General features: G+C 64.8%; 14 protein-coding genes. 12 read left to right on the top strand and 2 right to left on the bottom strand.

What is annotated here, in order from left to right:
* Nucleotides 1-100: 100 nt before the first annotated feature.
* Both IPM84_26940 and IPM84_26945 read right to left on the bottom strand, forming a co-directional pair.
* Nucleotides 101-364, bottom strand: a complete 264-nt coding sequence (locus tag IPM84_26940; protein MBK9096328.1) for a YtxH domain-containing protein — start codon at nucleotides 362-364, stop codon at nucleotides 101-103.
* A gap of 67 nt (nucleotides 365-431) precedes the next feature.
* The gene (locus tag IPM84_26945; GenBank protein ID MBK9096329.1) at nucleotides 432-692 is read right to left on the bottom strand and encodes a GlsB/YeaQ/YmgE family stress response membrane protein; all 261 of its coding nucleotides are present in this window, start codon (nucleotides 690-692) and stop codon (nucleotides 432-434) included.
* Between the two features lie 338 nt (nucleotides 693-1,030).
* On the opposite strand from IPM84_26945, the gene IPM84_26950 reads away from it, so the two are divergent.
* The 12 genes from IPM84_26950 to IPM84_27005 all read left to right on the top strand — a co-directional run bounded on the left by IPM84_26950 (nucleotide 1,031) and on the right by IPM84_27005 (nucleotide 14,302).
* Nucleotides 1,031-3,361 carry a phage tail sheath subtilisin-like domain-containing protein gene (locus tag IPM84_26950; protein MBK9096330.1) on the top strand — a complete coding sequence of 777 codons (2,331 nt, stop codon included), beginning with the start codon at nucleotides 1,031-1,033 and terminating at the stop codon, nucleotides 3,359-3,361.
* A 10-nt stretch (nucleotides 3,362-3,371) separates the two neighbouring features.
* Nucleotides 3,372-3,890: a phage tail protein gene (locus IPM84_26955; protein ID MBK9096331.1), complete on the top strand. Its 519-nt coding sequence runs from the start codon at nucleotides 3,372-3,374 to the stop codon at nucleotides 3,888-3,890.
* A gap of 29 nt (nucleotides 3,891-3,919) precedes the next feature.
* On the top strand, nucleotides 3,920-4,612 hold the full coding sequence (locus tag IPM84_26960) for a phage baseplate protein (GenBank protein MBK9096332.1): 693 nt from the start codon (nucleotides 3,920-3,922) through the stop codon (nucleotides 4,610-4,612).
* Between the two features lie 6 nt (nucleotides 4,613-4,618).
* A complete protein-coding gene (locus IPM84_26965; protein ID MBK9096333.1) occupies nucleotides 4,619-5,368 on the top strand; it encodes a hypothetical protein in 750 nt (249 codons plus the stop codon).
* A complete protein-coding gene (locus tag IPM84_26970; protein ID MBK9096334.1) occupies nucleotides 5,365-6,621 on the top strand; it encodes a DUF4255 domain-containing protein in 1,257 nt (418 codons plus the stop codon). Before IPM84_26965 ends, IPM84_26970 begins: the two co-directional genes overlap by 4 nt.
* Nucleotides 6,618-8,651, top strand: coding sequence for an ATP-binding protein (locus IPM84_26975; protein MBK9096335.1), 2,034 nt, complete (start codon nucleotides 6,618-6,620; stop codon nucleotides 8,649-8,651). The genes IPM84_26970 and IPM84_26975 overlap by 4 nt, the downstream gene beginning before the upstream one ends.
* A gap of 3 nt (nucleotides 8,652-8,654) precedes the next feature.
* Nucleotides 8,655-8,933 carry a hypothetical protein gene (locus IPM84_26980; protein MBK9096336.1) on the top strand — a complete coding sequence of 93 codons (279 nt, stop codon included), beginning with the start codon at nucleotides 8,655-8,657 and terminating at the stop codon, nucleotides 8,931-8,933.
* An 806-nt stretch (nucleotides 8,934-9,739) separates the two neighbouring features.
* On the top strand, nucleotides 9,740-11,608 hold the full coding sequence (locus IPM84_26985) for a DUF4157 domain-containing protein (protein ID MBK9096337.1): 1,869 nt from the start codon (nucleotides 9,740-9,742) through the stop codon (nucleotides 11,606-11,608).
* Nucleotides 11,609-11,861: 253 nt separating this feature from the next.
* A complete protein-coding gene (locus tag IPM84_26990; protein MBK9096338.1) occupies nucleotides 11,862-12,212 on the top strand; it encodes a peptidoglycan-binding protein in 351 nt (116 codons plus the stop codon).
* Nucleotides 12,209-12,862, top strand: coding sequence for a hypothetical protein (locus tag IPM84_26995; GenBank protein MBK9096339.1), 654 nt, complete (start codon nucleotides 12,209-12,211; stop codon nucleotides 12,860-12,862). The genes IPM84_26990 and IPM84_26995 overlap by 4 nt, the downstream gene beginning before the upstream one ends.
* A complete protein-coding gene (locus IPM84_27000; protein MBK9096340.1) occupies nucleotides 12,862-13,182 on the top strand; it encodes a LysM domain-containing protein in 321 nt (106 codons plus the stop codon). The genes IPM84_26995 and IPM84_27000 overlap by 1 nt, the downstream gene beginning before the upstream one ends.
* Nucleotides 13,175-14,302 (top strand): hypothetical protein, encoded by a 1,128-nt coding sequence (locus tag IPM84_27005; protein MBK9096341.1) that lies wholly within the window; start codon nucleotides 13,175-13,177, stop codon nucleotides 14,300-14,302. Before IPM84_27000 ends, IPM84_27005 begins: the two co-directional genes overlap by 8 nt.
* The last annotated feature ends 2 nt before the right edge of the window (nucleotides 14,303-14,304 follow it).

The following is a 14,304-nucleotide window of genomic DNA, read 5'->3' on the forward strand; positions in this document are numbered from 1 at the left end:
GACGGCCCCTGAGTAGACAGGCAGCGGCATCGGGCCGACGAGGCAGTAGGGCGGGGTTGCTACCACCTCGTCGGGCGTCATAACATAGGCGGGGAGCTACTTAGCGGCTGATTCTGCGCTTGCTGCGATTTGCCGCGGCCTTGACATCGTTTTTGACGTCGTGAGCAACGTCCTCAACCTTGTGCTTGGCGTTTTGAGCGACATCCTCAACCTTGCTCTTTGTGTCGCGTGCGGCGTCCTTGAGCTTGTTCTTCACATCGTGAGCGGCATCCTTGACATCGTTCTTCACGTCGTGTGCCGCGTCTTTGACGGTGTTCTTCGCGTCTTGAACGGCATCCTTTGCCTTCTGTGTGTTTTTGGACATAGTTCCCTCCAGATTGACGAAATGGTGAACTGCAGAATGCAGATTCAACGGCTAATTTTAATTTTGACTAACGCCTGCGGCCGGATACCATCCGCAGAATGGCGATCAGGATCACCGCGCCGACAAAGGCGACGAGAATACTGGTGACGTTGATGCCGTTCACGGCATCGGGCATGTTCAGCAAATTGGCGGCCAGGAAACCGCCGATCAAGGCGCCTACCACACCCAGAATGATGTCACCGATGACGCCGTAACTCCCACCGCGCATCACCTGGCTGGCCAACCAACCAGCGATTAACCCAACGACGATCCATGCAAGAATACCCATAATCCTACCCTTCCCTTCCTACCCTTCCTTTTGCCGAGAGAAGACTAGCTCCGCCAACAACCTGGCAGATCACTTTTCTTTCTGGTCGTAGTCTATCGGAAGCGGTCAGCCCTGTCGTCTGCAATTACGATTGATTTTACATAGCAAAAAGGGCCGCCTGAGAAGGCAGCCCTTGATACGTTTAATGTACATGGTTTGGTGTAGACGTTCCACATTCTCTAGCCTTGGGTGACAGAGGAAAAGCACACGGGTTCTAAAGTAAGAACTATTACACCGCTTGCCTCACCTACGTGAGATACTATGTATACTCTGTTCATTCTTTCCAGGGAGCATAACCTATGCCAAGCACATTGACCTATCCGGGCGTCTATGTCGAGGAAATTGCCAGTGGTGTGCGCACCATCACAGGGGTCAGTACGTCCGTTACTGCGTTTGTCGGTTCGGCGCGGCGCGGGCCGATCAATCAGGCCACTCGCATGTTGAGCTTCAGCGACTTCGAGCGCCGGTTCGGCGGTCTCAGCGCCAATTCGGAGCTGAGTTACGCGGTACGCCAGTTCTTTACGAATGGCGGCAGCGAAGCGTGGGTGGTGCGACTGGCCAAGGATGCCGGCCCCGCCGCGCGCATCTTGCAGAACAGCACGCTGACCAACGTCCTGGAGCTCACAGCACAGGATGAAGGCTTCAGCGGCAACGGCATCGAGGTGCGCATTGACACCAGGACCGCGAACCCGGCCAGCACCTTCAATCTGACGCTGAGCTACACCTCGCAAGAGGCGCCCGATGAGAACCGCAGCGAGACCTTCCAGAATCTCTCCATGAACAGCCACGATGCCCGCTACGTGGAGAATATCTTGCGCACCTCACAACTGGCGATTGCCAAGCGGGTGGCATCCCTCGCCGTGCTGGCGGCGTTGGGCGCCGGCACGAGTCTCAGCGATGACCTGGCTTCGGGTGGCGCGTTGGTGGACGTAGCAACGCTGAAAGATGCGAACCACGACCAGTTCCAGGTTTCCGTCAACGGCTCCCCTCCTGTACCCGTCCAGATCGCCGACGCCGACCTGGTCGGCGCGAACGATGTCGCACGGCTGGCCGCCCTCTGCACCGCGATCACGGCCAAGGTTACCGCCGCGGCAGGCAGCAACCCGCTGGTGGCCGGCTTCACCTGTGCGCCCGACGGCAACCGCATCCGCATGACCTCCGGCGTCGCGGGCGAGGCTTCCAGCGTGCGTGTGCTGCCCGGGGCTCGCAACGACCTTTCGGCCCGCCTGAAGTTGGGCACAGCCAACGGCGGCGCCGAAACCGATGCCGTGGCGACGCTTCGTCCCGTGGAGCTGCCCGATCACGGCACACTCACCGGTGACGTGTTGGTTGCGGCTGATGTGCCCGCCAACGCTGCTGATCCTGCTGCGATCCCCAGTCCAACCCACAACAGCTTCAAGATCAGTCTCGATGGCGATACAACTGCCGTCGTAAACCTGGGCAATACGGCTGTTGGAGGCGGCAGCCTTGGGGACCGGCTGGGCATTATCGCCGACCGGATTCAGACGGCCGTGCGTGCCCTCAAGCCGTCCAAGCCCGCTTATCGCGACTTCACGGCCACAGTGAGTGGCGGCAACCGGCTTGTCCTGACATCCGGCTCACGCGGGGCTGGCTCGTCCGTCGTCGGCGGCGCTGCCGACAGCAGCGACATCGCCGGTAACCTCAAACTGTTGGTCGGGGCCACGACCACGCTACCGCAGAACGTGATGTTGCAGGGCGGTACTGAGAGCGCCTTCACCGCGGACGAGGCCTACAACCTCTTCATTGGCAACCGTTCCCTGCGCAAAGGCATCTACGCGCTCGAGTCGGTTGATCTGTTCAACATCTTGTGCCTGCCAGGGGTGAGCGATGCAGGCATCCTGCAGGACGCGGATGCGTACTGCCAGGAGCGGCGAGCGTTCTTGATCATTGACCCGCCGGAGATCACGACGAAGCCCGACGCCATGGGCACATTGGCCACCGGCAGCTCGCTGCCCAAGTCCAAGAACGCCGCGGTGTACTACCCATGGATCTCGGTCGCCGATCCACTGAACGGCGGCAAACTGCGCAACACCGCTCCCAGCGGCGCCCTCGCCGGTCTCTATGCGCGCACTGATGCCACCCGGGGCGTGTGGAAGGCGCCAGCCGGCACCGAGGCGACCCTGGGGGGCGCACAGGGTGTTGCCTACCTCCTTACCGACGGGGAAAACGGTACGCTGAACCCCCTGGGCGTCAACTGCATCCGCAGTTTCCCCGTCTTCGGCACGATCTCTTGGGGCGCCCGGACATTGCGCGGCGCCGATCAGATGGCCGATGAGTGGAAGTACGTTCCTGTCCGCCGGACCGCGCTCTACATCGAAGAAAGCCTGTACCGCGGGCTGAAGTGGGTAGTCTTCGAGCCGAATGACGAGCCACTCTGGGCACAGATTCGGCTTAACGCCGGGGCATTCATGCACAATCTTTTCCGGCAGGGCGCTTTCGCCGGCAAGACCCCGCGCGAGGCCTACTTCGTCAAGTGCGACAGAGAGACGACCACCCAGAATGATGTCAATCTCGGCATCGTCAACATCCTGGTCGGCTTCGCCCCGCTCAAGCCGGCAGAGTTCGTGATTATCAAGCTTCAGCAGATGGCCGGCCAGATCGAGGCATGAGGGGGACACCATGGCACAATTCACGGTCAACGCGCAACGGTTCGATCCATACAAGAACTTCAAATTCCGCGTCAAGTGGGACGGCCGCTACGTGGCAGGAGTGAGCAAGGTCGGTTCCTTGAAGCGCACCACCGAGGTCGTCAAGCATCGGGAAGGCGGCGATCCCAGCAGCACCCGCAAGTCGCCGGGCCGCACCGAGTACGAGGCGATCACGCTGGAACGCGGGGTGACCCACGACACCGAGTTCGAGCAGTGGGCCAATAAGGTCTGGAATTTTGGCTCGGGTCTGGGCGCCGAGGTCTCACTGAAGGATTTCCGCAAGGACATCCTCATCGAGATCTACAACGAGGCGGGCCAACTGGCCATGACCTATAAGGTGTACCGCTGCTGGGTCTCCGAGTTTCAGGCCCAGGCCGACCTGGACGCCAACGCCAACGCCGTGCTGATCCAGCATATCAAACTGGAGAACGAGGGCTGGGAACGCGATCGGGAAGTTCCCGAGCCGAGTGAACCGATCCTGGCCGCGTGAAGATGCCACGGCCAACTTCAGCATCGAGATTGCTTGACACCTGGGAGCAAGGCCTGGGCCAGCCCCAGGCGCTGCAGGCGCTGGCCTTTCTGCAATGGGCCAGGCCGGACGCCGAGCGGGCCGCCCTGGAGCGCCTGACCATCGGTCAACGCAACGCCGAGCTGTTGGCGCTGCGCCAGCAACTATTCGGCCCCGATCTGGCGGCGCTGGCAAGCTGCCCCAACTGCGGCGAGACGCTGGACCTCAGCTTCCGGACGGCCGATATCCGGACTCCGCCCCCCCCTCTGACAGATGAGCGGGTGGGGGGGGAGATCCTGCATGAGGGCCACCGGGTGCAGTTCCGCCCCCCGGATACCGCCGACCTGCTGGCGGTGGGACAGGTGGCGGATGCGGCGGCTTTCCGCCAGGCGTTGCTGGCACGTTGCGTGGACGCACCGCTCGACACATTGCCAGGGGCCTTGCTGGACGAGATCGTGGCGCTCATGGCCGAGGCCGACCCGGGGGCCGATGTGCAGTTGAACCTGACCTGCCCGGCCTGCGTCCATGCGTGGCAGGCGCCCTTTGACATCGCCTCCTTCTTGTGGCGCGAGGTGGACGACTGGGCCGGACGCACCCTGCGTGAGGTACACCTGTTGGCGTCGGCCTACGGCTGGCGCGAGGCGGACATCCTGGGATTGAGCGCGCAGCGCCGGCAGCATTACCTGGACATGATCGGCGGATGAACAGCGATGAGTGACGACTTCCTGAGCAGCCTGGCCGCCCAAGCATTGGGCACAGTAAGCGCGGTACTCCCCCGCGTGGCCTCCCGCTTCGAGCCGCGCCCGGCCGGCGGCGCCTTGCGCCGAGGCTGGCCGGAGCCGGCAGAGCTTGAGCTCGACACACAAGCCTCTGCGGTTCCGGCCGCGAGGGATGCCCGGCGGGCTGATCTCGCCACGATCAGCCCGTTGGCCGGGCGGGTGATGCGCGACATCGAGACCGAAAGGAGTGCGCCGATGGGCGCGCCGGCTCTCCCGCGCTCAAATCCCACAGGGGCTGTGCCTGAGCACTGGGAACGCCCCGGCGGAGCGGATGGCGTCAGCGTGTCGGCGCCACGCGCGCCAGGGCGAGGACCGGCCCCCGCATCGCCTGCGCCCGCCACGAATGCAGCGGGTCAGAGCCACCCCGCCGCCCCGGAGGTAGTGCCACCGTCAGCGGCTGGCGGTCTTGCCCCGCAGCCGGCGGTGCGGCCGGCCACGGCCGTGCCAGAGGTCAGCTCGACCCGCCCGCGTGTGGTTCCTGTGCAGACGCGGCGCGCGGCTCGGGAGACACCCCCTCCGCAGGCGCCGGCCGATGCCGGGCCGACGATCCAGGTGACCATCGGTCGCGTCGAGGTGCGCGCGACGACATCGCCTGCCGCACAGCCGACCGGGCGTCCGGCGTCGCCGATCATGACTCTGGAAGAATACCTGCGCCGCAAAACGGAGCGAGGGAACCCATGAGCAGCCCACTTGCTATTGCCGCGGTGACGGCCGTTCTGAAGGACCTGCTCAACGACGGCCTGATCAACCACGACCTGGCGGCTCATGTGGGCAGCATCACGGTCAGCGCGCTGCCGCCGGATCGCATCGAGACCGGCGCACAGGAGCCGAACCAGCTCAACCTGTTCCTTTACCAGGTGACGCCGAACCCCGGCTGGCGCAACACCGGCCTGCCCTCGCTCGACAGCCGGGGCGATGGCCGGCTCAGCAATCCGCCGCTGGCACTCGATCTGCACTACCTGCTCACCGCGTACGGCCGTGACGATCTCAACGCTGAAATCCTGTTAGGGTACGGCATGTTCCTGCTCCACAAGACGCCGGTGCTGACGCGCAAGGCCATCCGCAGGACGCTGACCGGTAATTCGCCCGTCACCGCGGCGCTCATGCCGCCCTCAGTGACGGAGCGCACGGCCGCCGACCTGGCCGACCAGATCGAGCAGATCAAGCTCACGCCGCAGACCATGAACACCGAGGAGCTCTCGAAGCTCTGGTCGGCGTTGCAGGCGCGCTACCGCCCATCTATGGCGTACGTTGCTTCCGTGGTGTTGATCCAGGAGACGGCGCCCGTGCCAGCGGCCATCCCTGTGCGCCAGCCTGTCGTCACGGTCACGCCCTTCCGTCGCCCGTTCATTGCCGAGCTGGAACCACAGGCCGTCCTCGCAGGCGGGACGCTGGCGATCAAGGGGTTCAACCTCAAGGGCGCCAGCACGGTGGTGAGTTTCGGCGCGAGCGCAGTGTCCGTCAACCCCACCAGTGACGAACGCATTGATGTATCGCCGCCTGCCAGCCTGGCCGCGGGTGTGAACACCCTCCAGGTTCGCCACGAGGTGAGCCTGGGCAAGCCCCCGACCGCGCACCCAGGCGCGGGGATCGAGTCCAATGTAGTAGCGTTCGTCCTGACCCCGCGCATCACCACTGCCCCGCCCTTGACGGCCGCCCGCGAGGCGACGCTCGTGCTCGATGTGACGCCGCCGGTCGCGAGCGGCCAACGCGTGGCCCTACTGATCGGCGACCAGGCGCTCCCTCTGCCTGCACGATCTGCTGACGACCCGCCGGCAGCGACGCTCAGCTTCCCGATCCCGGCGAGCTTTGCACCGGGATCGTTCCTGCTGCGCGTGCAGGTGGACGGCGCCCAAAGCCCACTGGAAGTGGACACCGTCGCGAGCAGCCCGACGTTCAATCAGTACATCGGCCCGCAGGTGACGATCACATGACAGACCTGGCGCGCTGGCAGCAGAACAACGAAGCCCACCTGGCCGCGGGCCTGGGCTGGCTGCGCGCCCGCCTGGCGTCGCTGGCCGGTGAGGGGCGAGTTGGCAACTCGCCCGCCGAACGAGTTCGGCACTCCGACGAACACCTTCGCGCGATGGTCGTGGCCCGGGCTGCCATGCAGGCTGCCGAAGATGCCTCCTCGGAGGCCGCCGAAATGCCGCCCGCGCTCGCCATCCTGAGCGAGCGGCTGGGGCTGTCGCGCTTCGAGGCGCAGGTGCTGCTGCTGTGCGCGGGGATGGAGCTGGACACGCGCCTGGCCGGGCTGTGCGCCCGTGCCCAGGACGACCCCGCCAGGCCGCATCCCACGTTCGGGCTGGCGCTGGCCGCGCTGGAGGAGCCAGCCTGGGAGGCGCTTGCGCCCGACCGGCCGCTGCGCTACTGGCGGTTGATCGAGATCAACCAGCCCGGGGCGCAGCCGCTCATCGCCAGCGCCCTGCGCGCCGACGAGCGCATCGTCCACTACCTGAAGGGGCTCAACACCCTCGACGACCGCCTCGAGGCGCTGCTGACGCCCATGGACAGCCGCGCTGGTCTGCCTGCCGCAGGCGCGCTGCCGCCATCGCAGCGCGCCGCAGCCGATGAGATCGCCGGCGAGCTCCGCCAGGCCGCGACCGCGGGACGCCTGCCCGCGATCCAGTTAACCGGCCCGCACGCCGCCAGCAAGCGGTTGATTGCCGGGCAGGTGGCCGCGCTGTTGGGCGTGCAACCCCACAGCCTGTCGGCCGAAACCCTGCCGGCGAACCCGGCCGAGCTGGAGACCTTCGCCCGCCTGTGGCAGCGGGAGACGATCCTCCTGCCGCTGGCGTTGTACGTCGACGCGTCCGAAACCGCCCCTGTCGGCCCGCAGATGGCGGCCCTGAAACGACTGCTGGCGCGCAGCCACGGCATCTTCTTCCTGGATGTGCGGGAGGTGATTGCAGGCTTGTCCGAGTCCATACCTGCGTTCGAGGTTGCCCAGCCCACGGCGGCGGAGCAATACGAGCTTTGGGCCGGCGCGCTGGGGTCGTTCGCAGGTGAGGCGCCGTCTGCCCTTGCCGCCGAGGCCCTTGCAGCTCAGTTCAACCTGGATCCCGCAACGATCGCGCAGGCTGCCGCGACAGCGCAACTGGATGACACCGGCGCCGGCGGGGTGGCCGACCGTCTGTGGCGGGCGTGCCGGAGCGCAAGCCGACCCCGGCTGGAGTCGCTGGCCCAGCGGCTGGAGCCGGTGGCGACGTGGGACGACCTGGTGCTGCCCCCGGACACCGCGGCGCTGCTGCGGCAGATCACCGGCCAGGTGCGGCAGCGGCTGCGCGTGTACGATGACTGGGGTTTCCGGGCAAAGATGAACCGCGGACTTGGCATCAGCGCCTTGTTTGCCGGCGAAAGTGGGACGGGCAAGACGATGGCAGCCGAGGTGCTGGCCAACGACCTGCGACTCGACCTGTACCGCATTGACCTGTCCGCGGTGGTCAGCAAGTACATCGGCGAGACCGAGAAGAACCTGCGGCGCCTGTTTGACGCGGCCGAGGACGGCGGCGCCATCCTCTTCTTCGACGAGGCGGACGCGCTGTTCGGCAAGCGCAGCGAGGTCAAGGACAGCCATGACCGCTACGCCAACATCGAGATCAACTACCTGTTGCAGCGCATGGAGGCGTACCGGGGCCTGGCAGTGCTGGCGACCAACATGAAGAGCGCGCTCGATCCGGCCTTCATGCGGCGGCTGCGTTTCATCGTCAGCTTCCCGTTCCCCGCCCTGCCCGAACGCCGGCTGATGTGGCAGAAGGTCTTCCCGCCGCAGGCGCCGGTGGCCGGGCTGGATCTCGACCAGTTGGCGCGGCTCAACCTGACCGGCGGCCTGATCCACAACATTGCGCTCAACGCGGCTTTCATGGCCGCGAGCCAGCAGCCGCCGCTGATCACCATGCCGATCGTGCTGGAAGCGATCCGAGGCGAGATGCGCAAGCTCGACCGGCCGATCAATGGGATCTAAACCATGAAAATTCACGTTCACATCGAGCGCCTCATCCTGGACGGGTTGCCCCTCGGCCCCGGCGGCGGCGCGCGCGTCCAGGCGGTGGTCGAGGCCGAGCTGACCCGCTTGCTGTCCTCGGACAGCCTGGCCGAAGGCGGCATCGCCCAGGCGTGGCCGGCGGGTGGCGCCGTGCCCGATGTGCCGGCCGCGGCCATCCGGCTCAACGCAGGCGCGCGCCCGGCTGAGATCGGCGGGCAGATCGCCCGCAGCGTCTACGGCGGCATCGGGAGGAAACCATGAGCGGCCTCGCCCGCACCCTGATCGCGCAGAAGGCGCAGCAGATCCAGAAGCCGGCGGCCAGCGGCCTGTTGCAGCGCCAGTGCGCGTGCGGCAATCACACGGTTGCAGGCGGGGAGTGTGCCGCGTGTGCGCAGAATCGGCAAGGTGCGCTCCAGCGCAGCCCTAGCAGTTTGGCGATCAATCGCCCAGGCGATCGCTACGAGCAAGAGGCCGACCGTGTGGCCGAGGCCGTGATCAGCGGGGGGGTGCTGCCCGGACGGACGCTTAGCAGCGCGCCGGCGCTGCGGCGCGACGGGCCACCCTCGACTCCATCGCCCCGCGACCCCAGCGCCGAAGAGCGCCGCAAGTACCCTGGCAGTTCACTGCCTGACCTGGGGTTCAACGAGGCAAAGAACGACCAGCACGTACAACAGCCGTCTGAAAAGCTGGAGACGAACGAAGATAGGTTTGGCGCAGCGGGTGAGAAGTGGGCGGAGACGTTCCTGGAAACGACGCTGGGCAAACAGCTAACCGACCAGGCCGAGAAGTTCGGCGAAGGCTTCGTCTCAACCTTGCCCAGTTTGGCCGTCACGCTGGGCATCGCCGCCAGCACGGTCGCCACGATGGCGCTGCGCAACGAAGAATTTCCGTTAAAGGGGCTGGTGATCAAGCTGCCCAAGATCGCTCCGGGCCTGAAGGTGAAGCTGACCTACAAAGGGCCGCTCAGCGCGCCGACTGAGGCCGGTATCACATTTGTCTACGAACCTGAGGCAGCGAAGAAGCCGCAGGCGAGCGATACTGATCGTACTCGCGCCGAAACGGAGCGCATGGCTGCTGATCAGGAGAAGTTTCAAAAGGGAACGAAAACCCCGGCCGCGCGCGCGGCCGAGCAACGGCAGCTTGACGCGATCATACGCGGCCGCCAGGCACAATCGGGCAACATCCTCGGCATTCCGGGCCTCACGCCCCGCCGCGATTACCGGATGCTCCAGCGCGACGCCGCTGGCAGCAGCGACCTCTCCGTGGCCCCGCCGATCGTCCACGATGTGTTGTCCTCGCCCGGCCAGCCCCTCGACCCCGCCACGCGGTCGTTTATGGAGCCGCGCTTCAGCCACGACTTCAGCGGCGTGCGGGTGCATACCGATGGGCGGGCCGCAGCATCGGCGCGGGAGGTGAGCGCCAATGCCTACACGGTGGGACCCAACATCGTGTTTGGTGCGGGTCAGTTCGCGCCGGGGACACATGAGGGACGGCGGTTGATTGCCCATGAGTTGACGCATGTGGTGCAGCAAATTGGTGCAGAGAGGGTCCGTGGTGGCCAAAGCAATGGAAATGGTGGTCTGTCTCCTATTAATGTGCTAGGCTCGCGCGGTAGTGAGGCTGTTATCCAGCGCGACGAGGTCACCGAGTCCGAGGAAGAACGCAGGCGGAAAGCAACCTTCGGCGATCTTCCGCTCATCTCCCCCGAGGTCGCGGCGAGTTGGGGGATGCCCAGTCCCCCGCCTAGCGCCGTACGCAAGGAAATATCCACCAGCCATACGAGCCCGCCCGGACTTGGTCCAAAGCCGGGACCTCGAACGCCTGAAGATGTTATTGCTGCAAGCAATGTCCACCCGCATGGTGGACATATCAAGCCAACAAAGAAGCCGGTACCGCTGGTGCCTGGGTGGCATAAGGTGGTCGACGAGAATGGCGTCATTCTGGGGTATCTCCACCTTTTGGTCGGAGTCACAAGAGTGCTCGATGCAGACGGCAAGTACGTCGGCGGGGACGAGCTAGGTCTCGAGCGTCCATTTATCGATCCAATTGATATCTTTGCTGGCGGGATTGGCGGTGTTGTTCGCGGCTCGCTGCGCGGCGCATTGTCCGCGCTGGCCAGGCGTGCTGCCCCGCGAATTAGAGTGGCCGGGTTTCTCGCGTCGCAGGGACTCAGGAGCACAGTGCCCGTGCTCGCCGGCGACTTTGCGCCGAGCGCGTTCGTAATGGCGGAGACGCTCGCGGCCGAGTCTGTCCCTAGCGCAGTTCGAGGTGTGTCTGGAACAGCGGTCAGAGGTGCCGTGAGTCAGGGCGCACGTGCAGAATCTGCATCGGTGATCGAGGCTACGAGTACCAAAGGAGCGACTGCAGCGGCGTCCCCGGGTGCGGTCACGGCAGTCCCGGCCTCCAGCCCTGGTGCGCAAGCGGTGGCCGGGGCGGCGGGTGCAACCGTCGCATCGAACGTGACGGCACAACAGATGGATCCACGACATGCCCGCGGCTACGGGGGAGAACAAACGATGGGATTCCAGCACTATTCACAGAAGGACGGTTGGGAATTCATCCAGGGACCCAGCGGGTCACAAGGGCACTTCGTCACTGGCTCAAGCTTTGACGGCATGGCCTACAACAAGAAGCTCGATCTATTAGATCTCATCGACAACAAATCGCTCAACAGAGCTGGAAACGTCAGCAGCGCAACCGCGATCGACCCCGCCAAGAATCTTGCGCAGAATCTCGACGCAGAGATCGCGCGGTTGACTGGCATGAGCGACGTTCCCAACAGAATCCGCATTCTCGAACTCTTGCGCGCAAAAAGGGCGGCGCTCGCCACCGGGGCGCCGGGTCCAAGCCAAGTCAGATTGGTGGTAACGCACGAGGGCGGGCAAACGACGGGTGTAAGTGCCCCTCTGCAGAGCCGTGGCGTACAGAGCAGGTGAGAAGTGAATCAATGTGGTCAGACTCGATCAATATCTACCCATCAACCAGCATGAGGCGAAAATGCGATGTGAACCATGACCGGTTTTTCCAACTCACCCAAACTGCTGAAGGGCGGCATTGTGGTGATAGATCTGGGCACGTCGCAGTTACTAAGTAGCATTGCTCTGAAATACAGCCTGGTCACCCCATGGTCGTTGGGGGTGTTTGCGAAGAATCTCAAAGACAATTGGCTAAACTTTTAAGGATACCATCATGCCCAGAACTCTCCGCATCCGTTCGTCTGGTGACGACGTCAAGTTTTTGCAGGAACAACTGAACTCGCGGCCGCCGACGGCGCGGCCGCTGCTGGCCGCCGACGGTAAGTTCGGGGCGAAGACGCGGTCTCAGCTGCAAGAATACCAAGTTAACAACGCGTTGACCGTCGCCAAGACGACCGGCTTCTGTGTTCTCGGTCGAGATTTGTACGACCGGCAAGGCGCCAGGGTCATCCTCCGCGGGGGCAACACGATGTCGGTGTTCGATAACGACGATCCAATCGGCTTTGTATCGTTCCCGGGAATCAAACAAGCGGGTGCGAATACCGTTGGGAGACCCAAGCGATGACCACATTCCCAAACTCTCCCCGCCTGCTGAAAGGCGGCATCGTCCTTTTGGACCCAAACACGGGCGCGGTGCTGCGCATCATCGCGCTGCAATACAACCCGGACACCCTCAGCCGCACCTTGCAGGTGAAGGGCGCGGGCGCGGAGGGCGGCGACCGCTCCGAGGCGCTGCGATTGAAAGGCCCGCCGGTGGAGACGATCAAGCTGGAGGTGGAGATTGACGCCGCGGATCAATTGGAGATGGCAGATCGGCAGACCGCGCAGCTCGGCATCCATCCCCAGCTCGCTGTGCTGGAAACCATCGTCTATCCGACCAGCGGCCAACTGACGGCCAACAACCGCCTGGCCAGGGCGGGCACGCTGGAGATCGCGCCGATGCAGGCGCCGCTGACGCTCTTCATCTGGAGCCGCAGCCGGGTGGTGCCCGTGCGCCTCACCGACTTCAGCGTGACCGAGGAAGCGTTCGACCCTGCGCTCAACCCGCTGCGCGCCAAGGTCAGCCTGAGCCTGCGCGTGCTGAGCGTGGACGACCTGGGCTTCGACCACCGGGGCGGCAGCCTGTTCATGAGCTACCTGCAGGTGAAGGAGCAGATGGCCGCGCGCAACCGGGGTGGCGCCTTCAGCGCCTTCGGGATTACGGGACTACCGTGATGACAACAAACTTTCCGCCTAACAGCCGCTACCACGGCATCGAGACCAGCGAAACCGCCGCGCCCGACGGCCGCAAGATCGTCTACCTGCGGCGCCGCTTCGTGCCCTCGCCGCGGCGTTTCGCCCTGCTGCAGGAGCACACGGTGGAGGAAGGCGAGCGGCCGGACCTCATCGCGGCCGCCTACCTGGGCGACCCGGAGCAGTTCTGGCGCTTATGCGACGCCAACGGCGTCATGCGGCCGGAGGAGCTGACCGAAGAGGTCGGCCGGCGCCTGCGCATCACCTTGCCGGAAGGCATCCCGGGGTTGCCCGATGCTTAAAGGTGTACAACTCACGCTGATGATCGGGCCGGTGGCGCCGATCCCTGTGCCGAAGCTGGTGCTGGACGCGCTCACCAGCGTCGAGGTCACCGTCAACGACACGGGGCCGAGCGTGTTCCAGTTGTCCTTCACGCTGGGCAACCGCTCGCCGCTGCAAACGATCTTCCTGCTCTCCGGCGGCAGCCCCATCCCGCTGGCGCGCGTGGTGATTGTGGCGACAATCAACGGGACACCGAGCGTGCTGATTGACGGCGTGATCACCAACCACCAGGTGGCCCCGAGCGCCGAAGGCGGCACGTCTACGCTGATCATCACGGGCGAGGACCTGACCGCGGTGATGAACCTGCAGGATTTCAGCGGCCTGCCCTACCCGGCCATGCCGGCCGAGGGCAGGGTGGCGCTGCTGATCGCCAAGTACGCCATCTTCGGCATCGTGCCGCTGATCATCCCCAGCGTGTTGATAGACGTACCGATCCCGACCAGCCTGATCCCGACCCACCAGGGCACCGATCTGGCGTACATCAACGAGCTGGCCGAGCGGGTGGGCTACGTCTTCTACATCGCCCCAGGCCCGGCGCCGGGCGTCAACGTCGCCTATTGGGGGCCGCAGATCAAGGTCGGGGCGCCGCAGCCGGCGCTCAACATCAACATGGACGCGCATACGAACGTGGAGAGCCTGAGCTTTACCTTCGACAACCAGTCCAAGGGGCTGCCGACGGTCATCATCCAGGAGAAGATCAGCAAGGCGCTGATCCCGATCCCGATCCCCGATATCACGCCGCTGAACCCGCCTCTGGGGTTGATCCCGCCGATCCCCTTGAACCTGCGGCCGGTGCATGGGGTGGCCAAGTATTCACCGGCGCGCGCCATCATGATCGGCATGGCCCAGGCTGCCAAATGGTCGGATGCGGTCAAGGGTCAGGGCAGCCTGGATGTCCTGCGCTACGGGCGCATCCTCAAGGCACGCAGCCTGGTCGGCGTGCGCGGCGCCGGTCTGGCCTTCGACGGCCTCTACTATGTCAGCAGTGTGACGCACAAGATCAAGCGCGGGGAATACAAACAGGGCTTCAAGCTCGTCCGCAACGGGCTGATTTCGACCCTGCCGGCGGTGACTTCATGAAA

It is taken from the genome of Candidatus Amarolinea dominans, from assembly GCA_016719785.1.
Taxonomy (GTDB): domain Bacteria; phylum Chloroflexota; class Anaerolineae; order SSC4; family Amarolineaceae; genus Amarolinea; species Amarolinea dominans.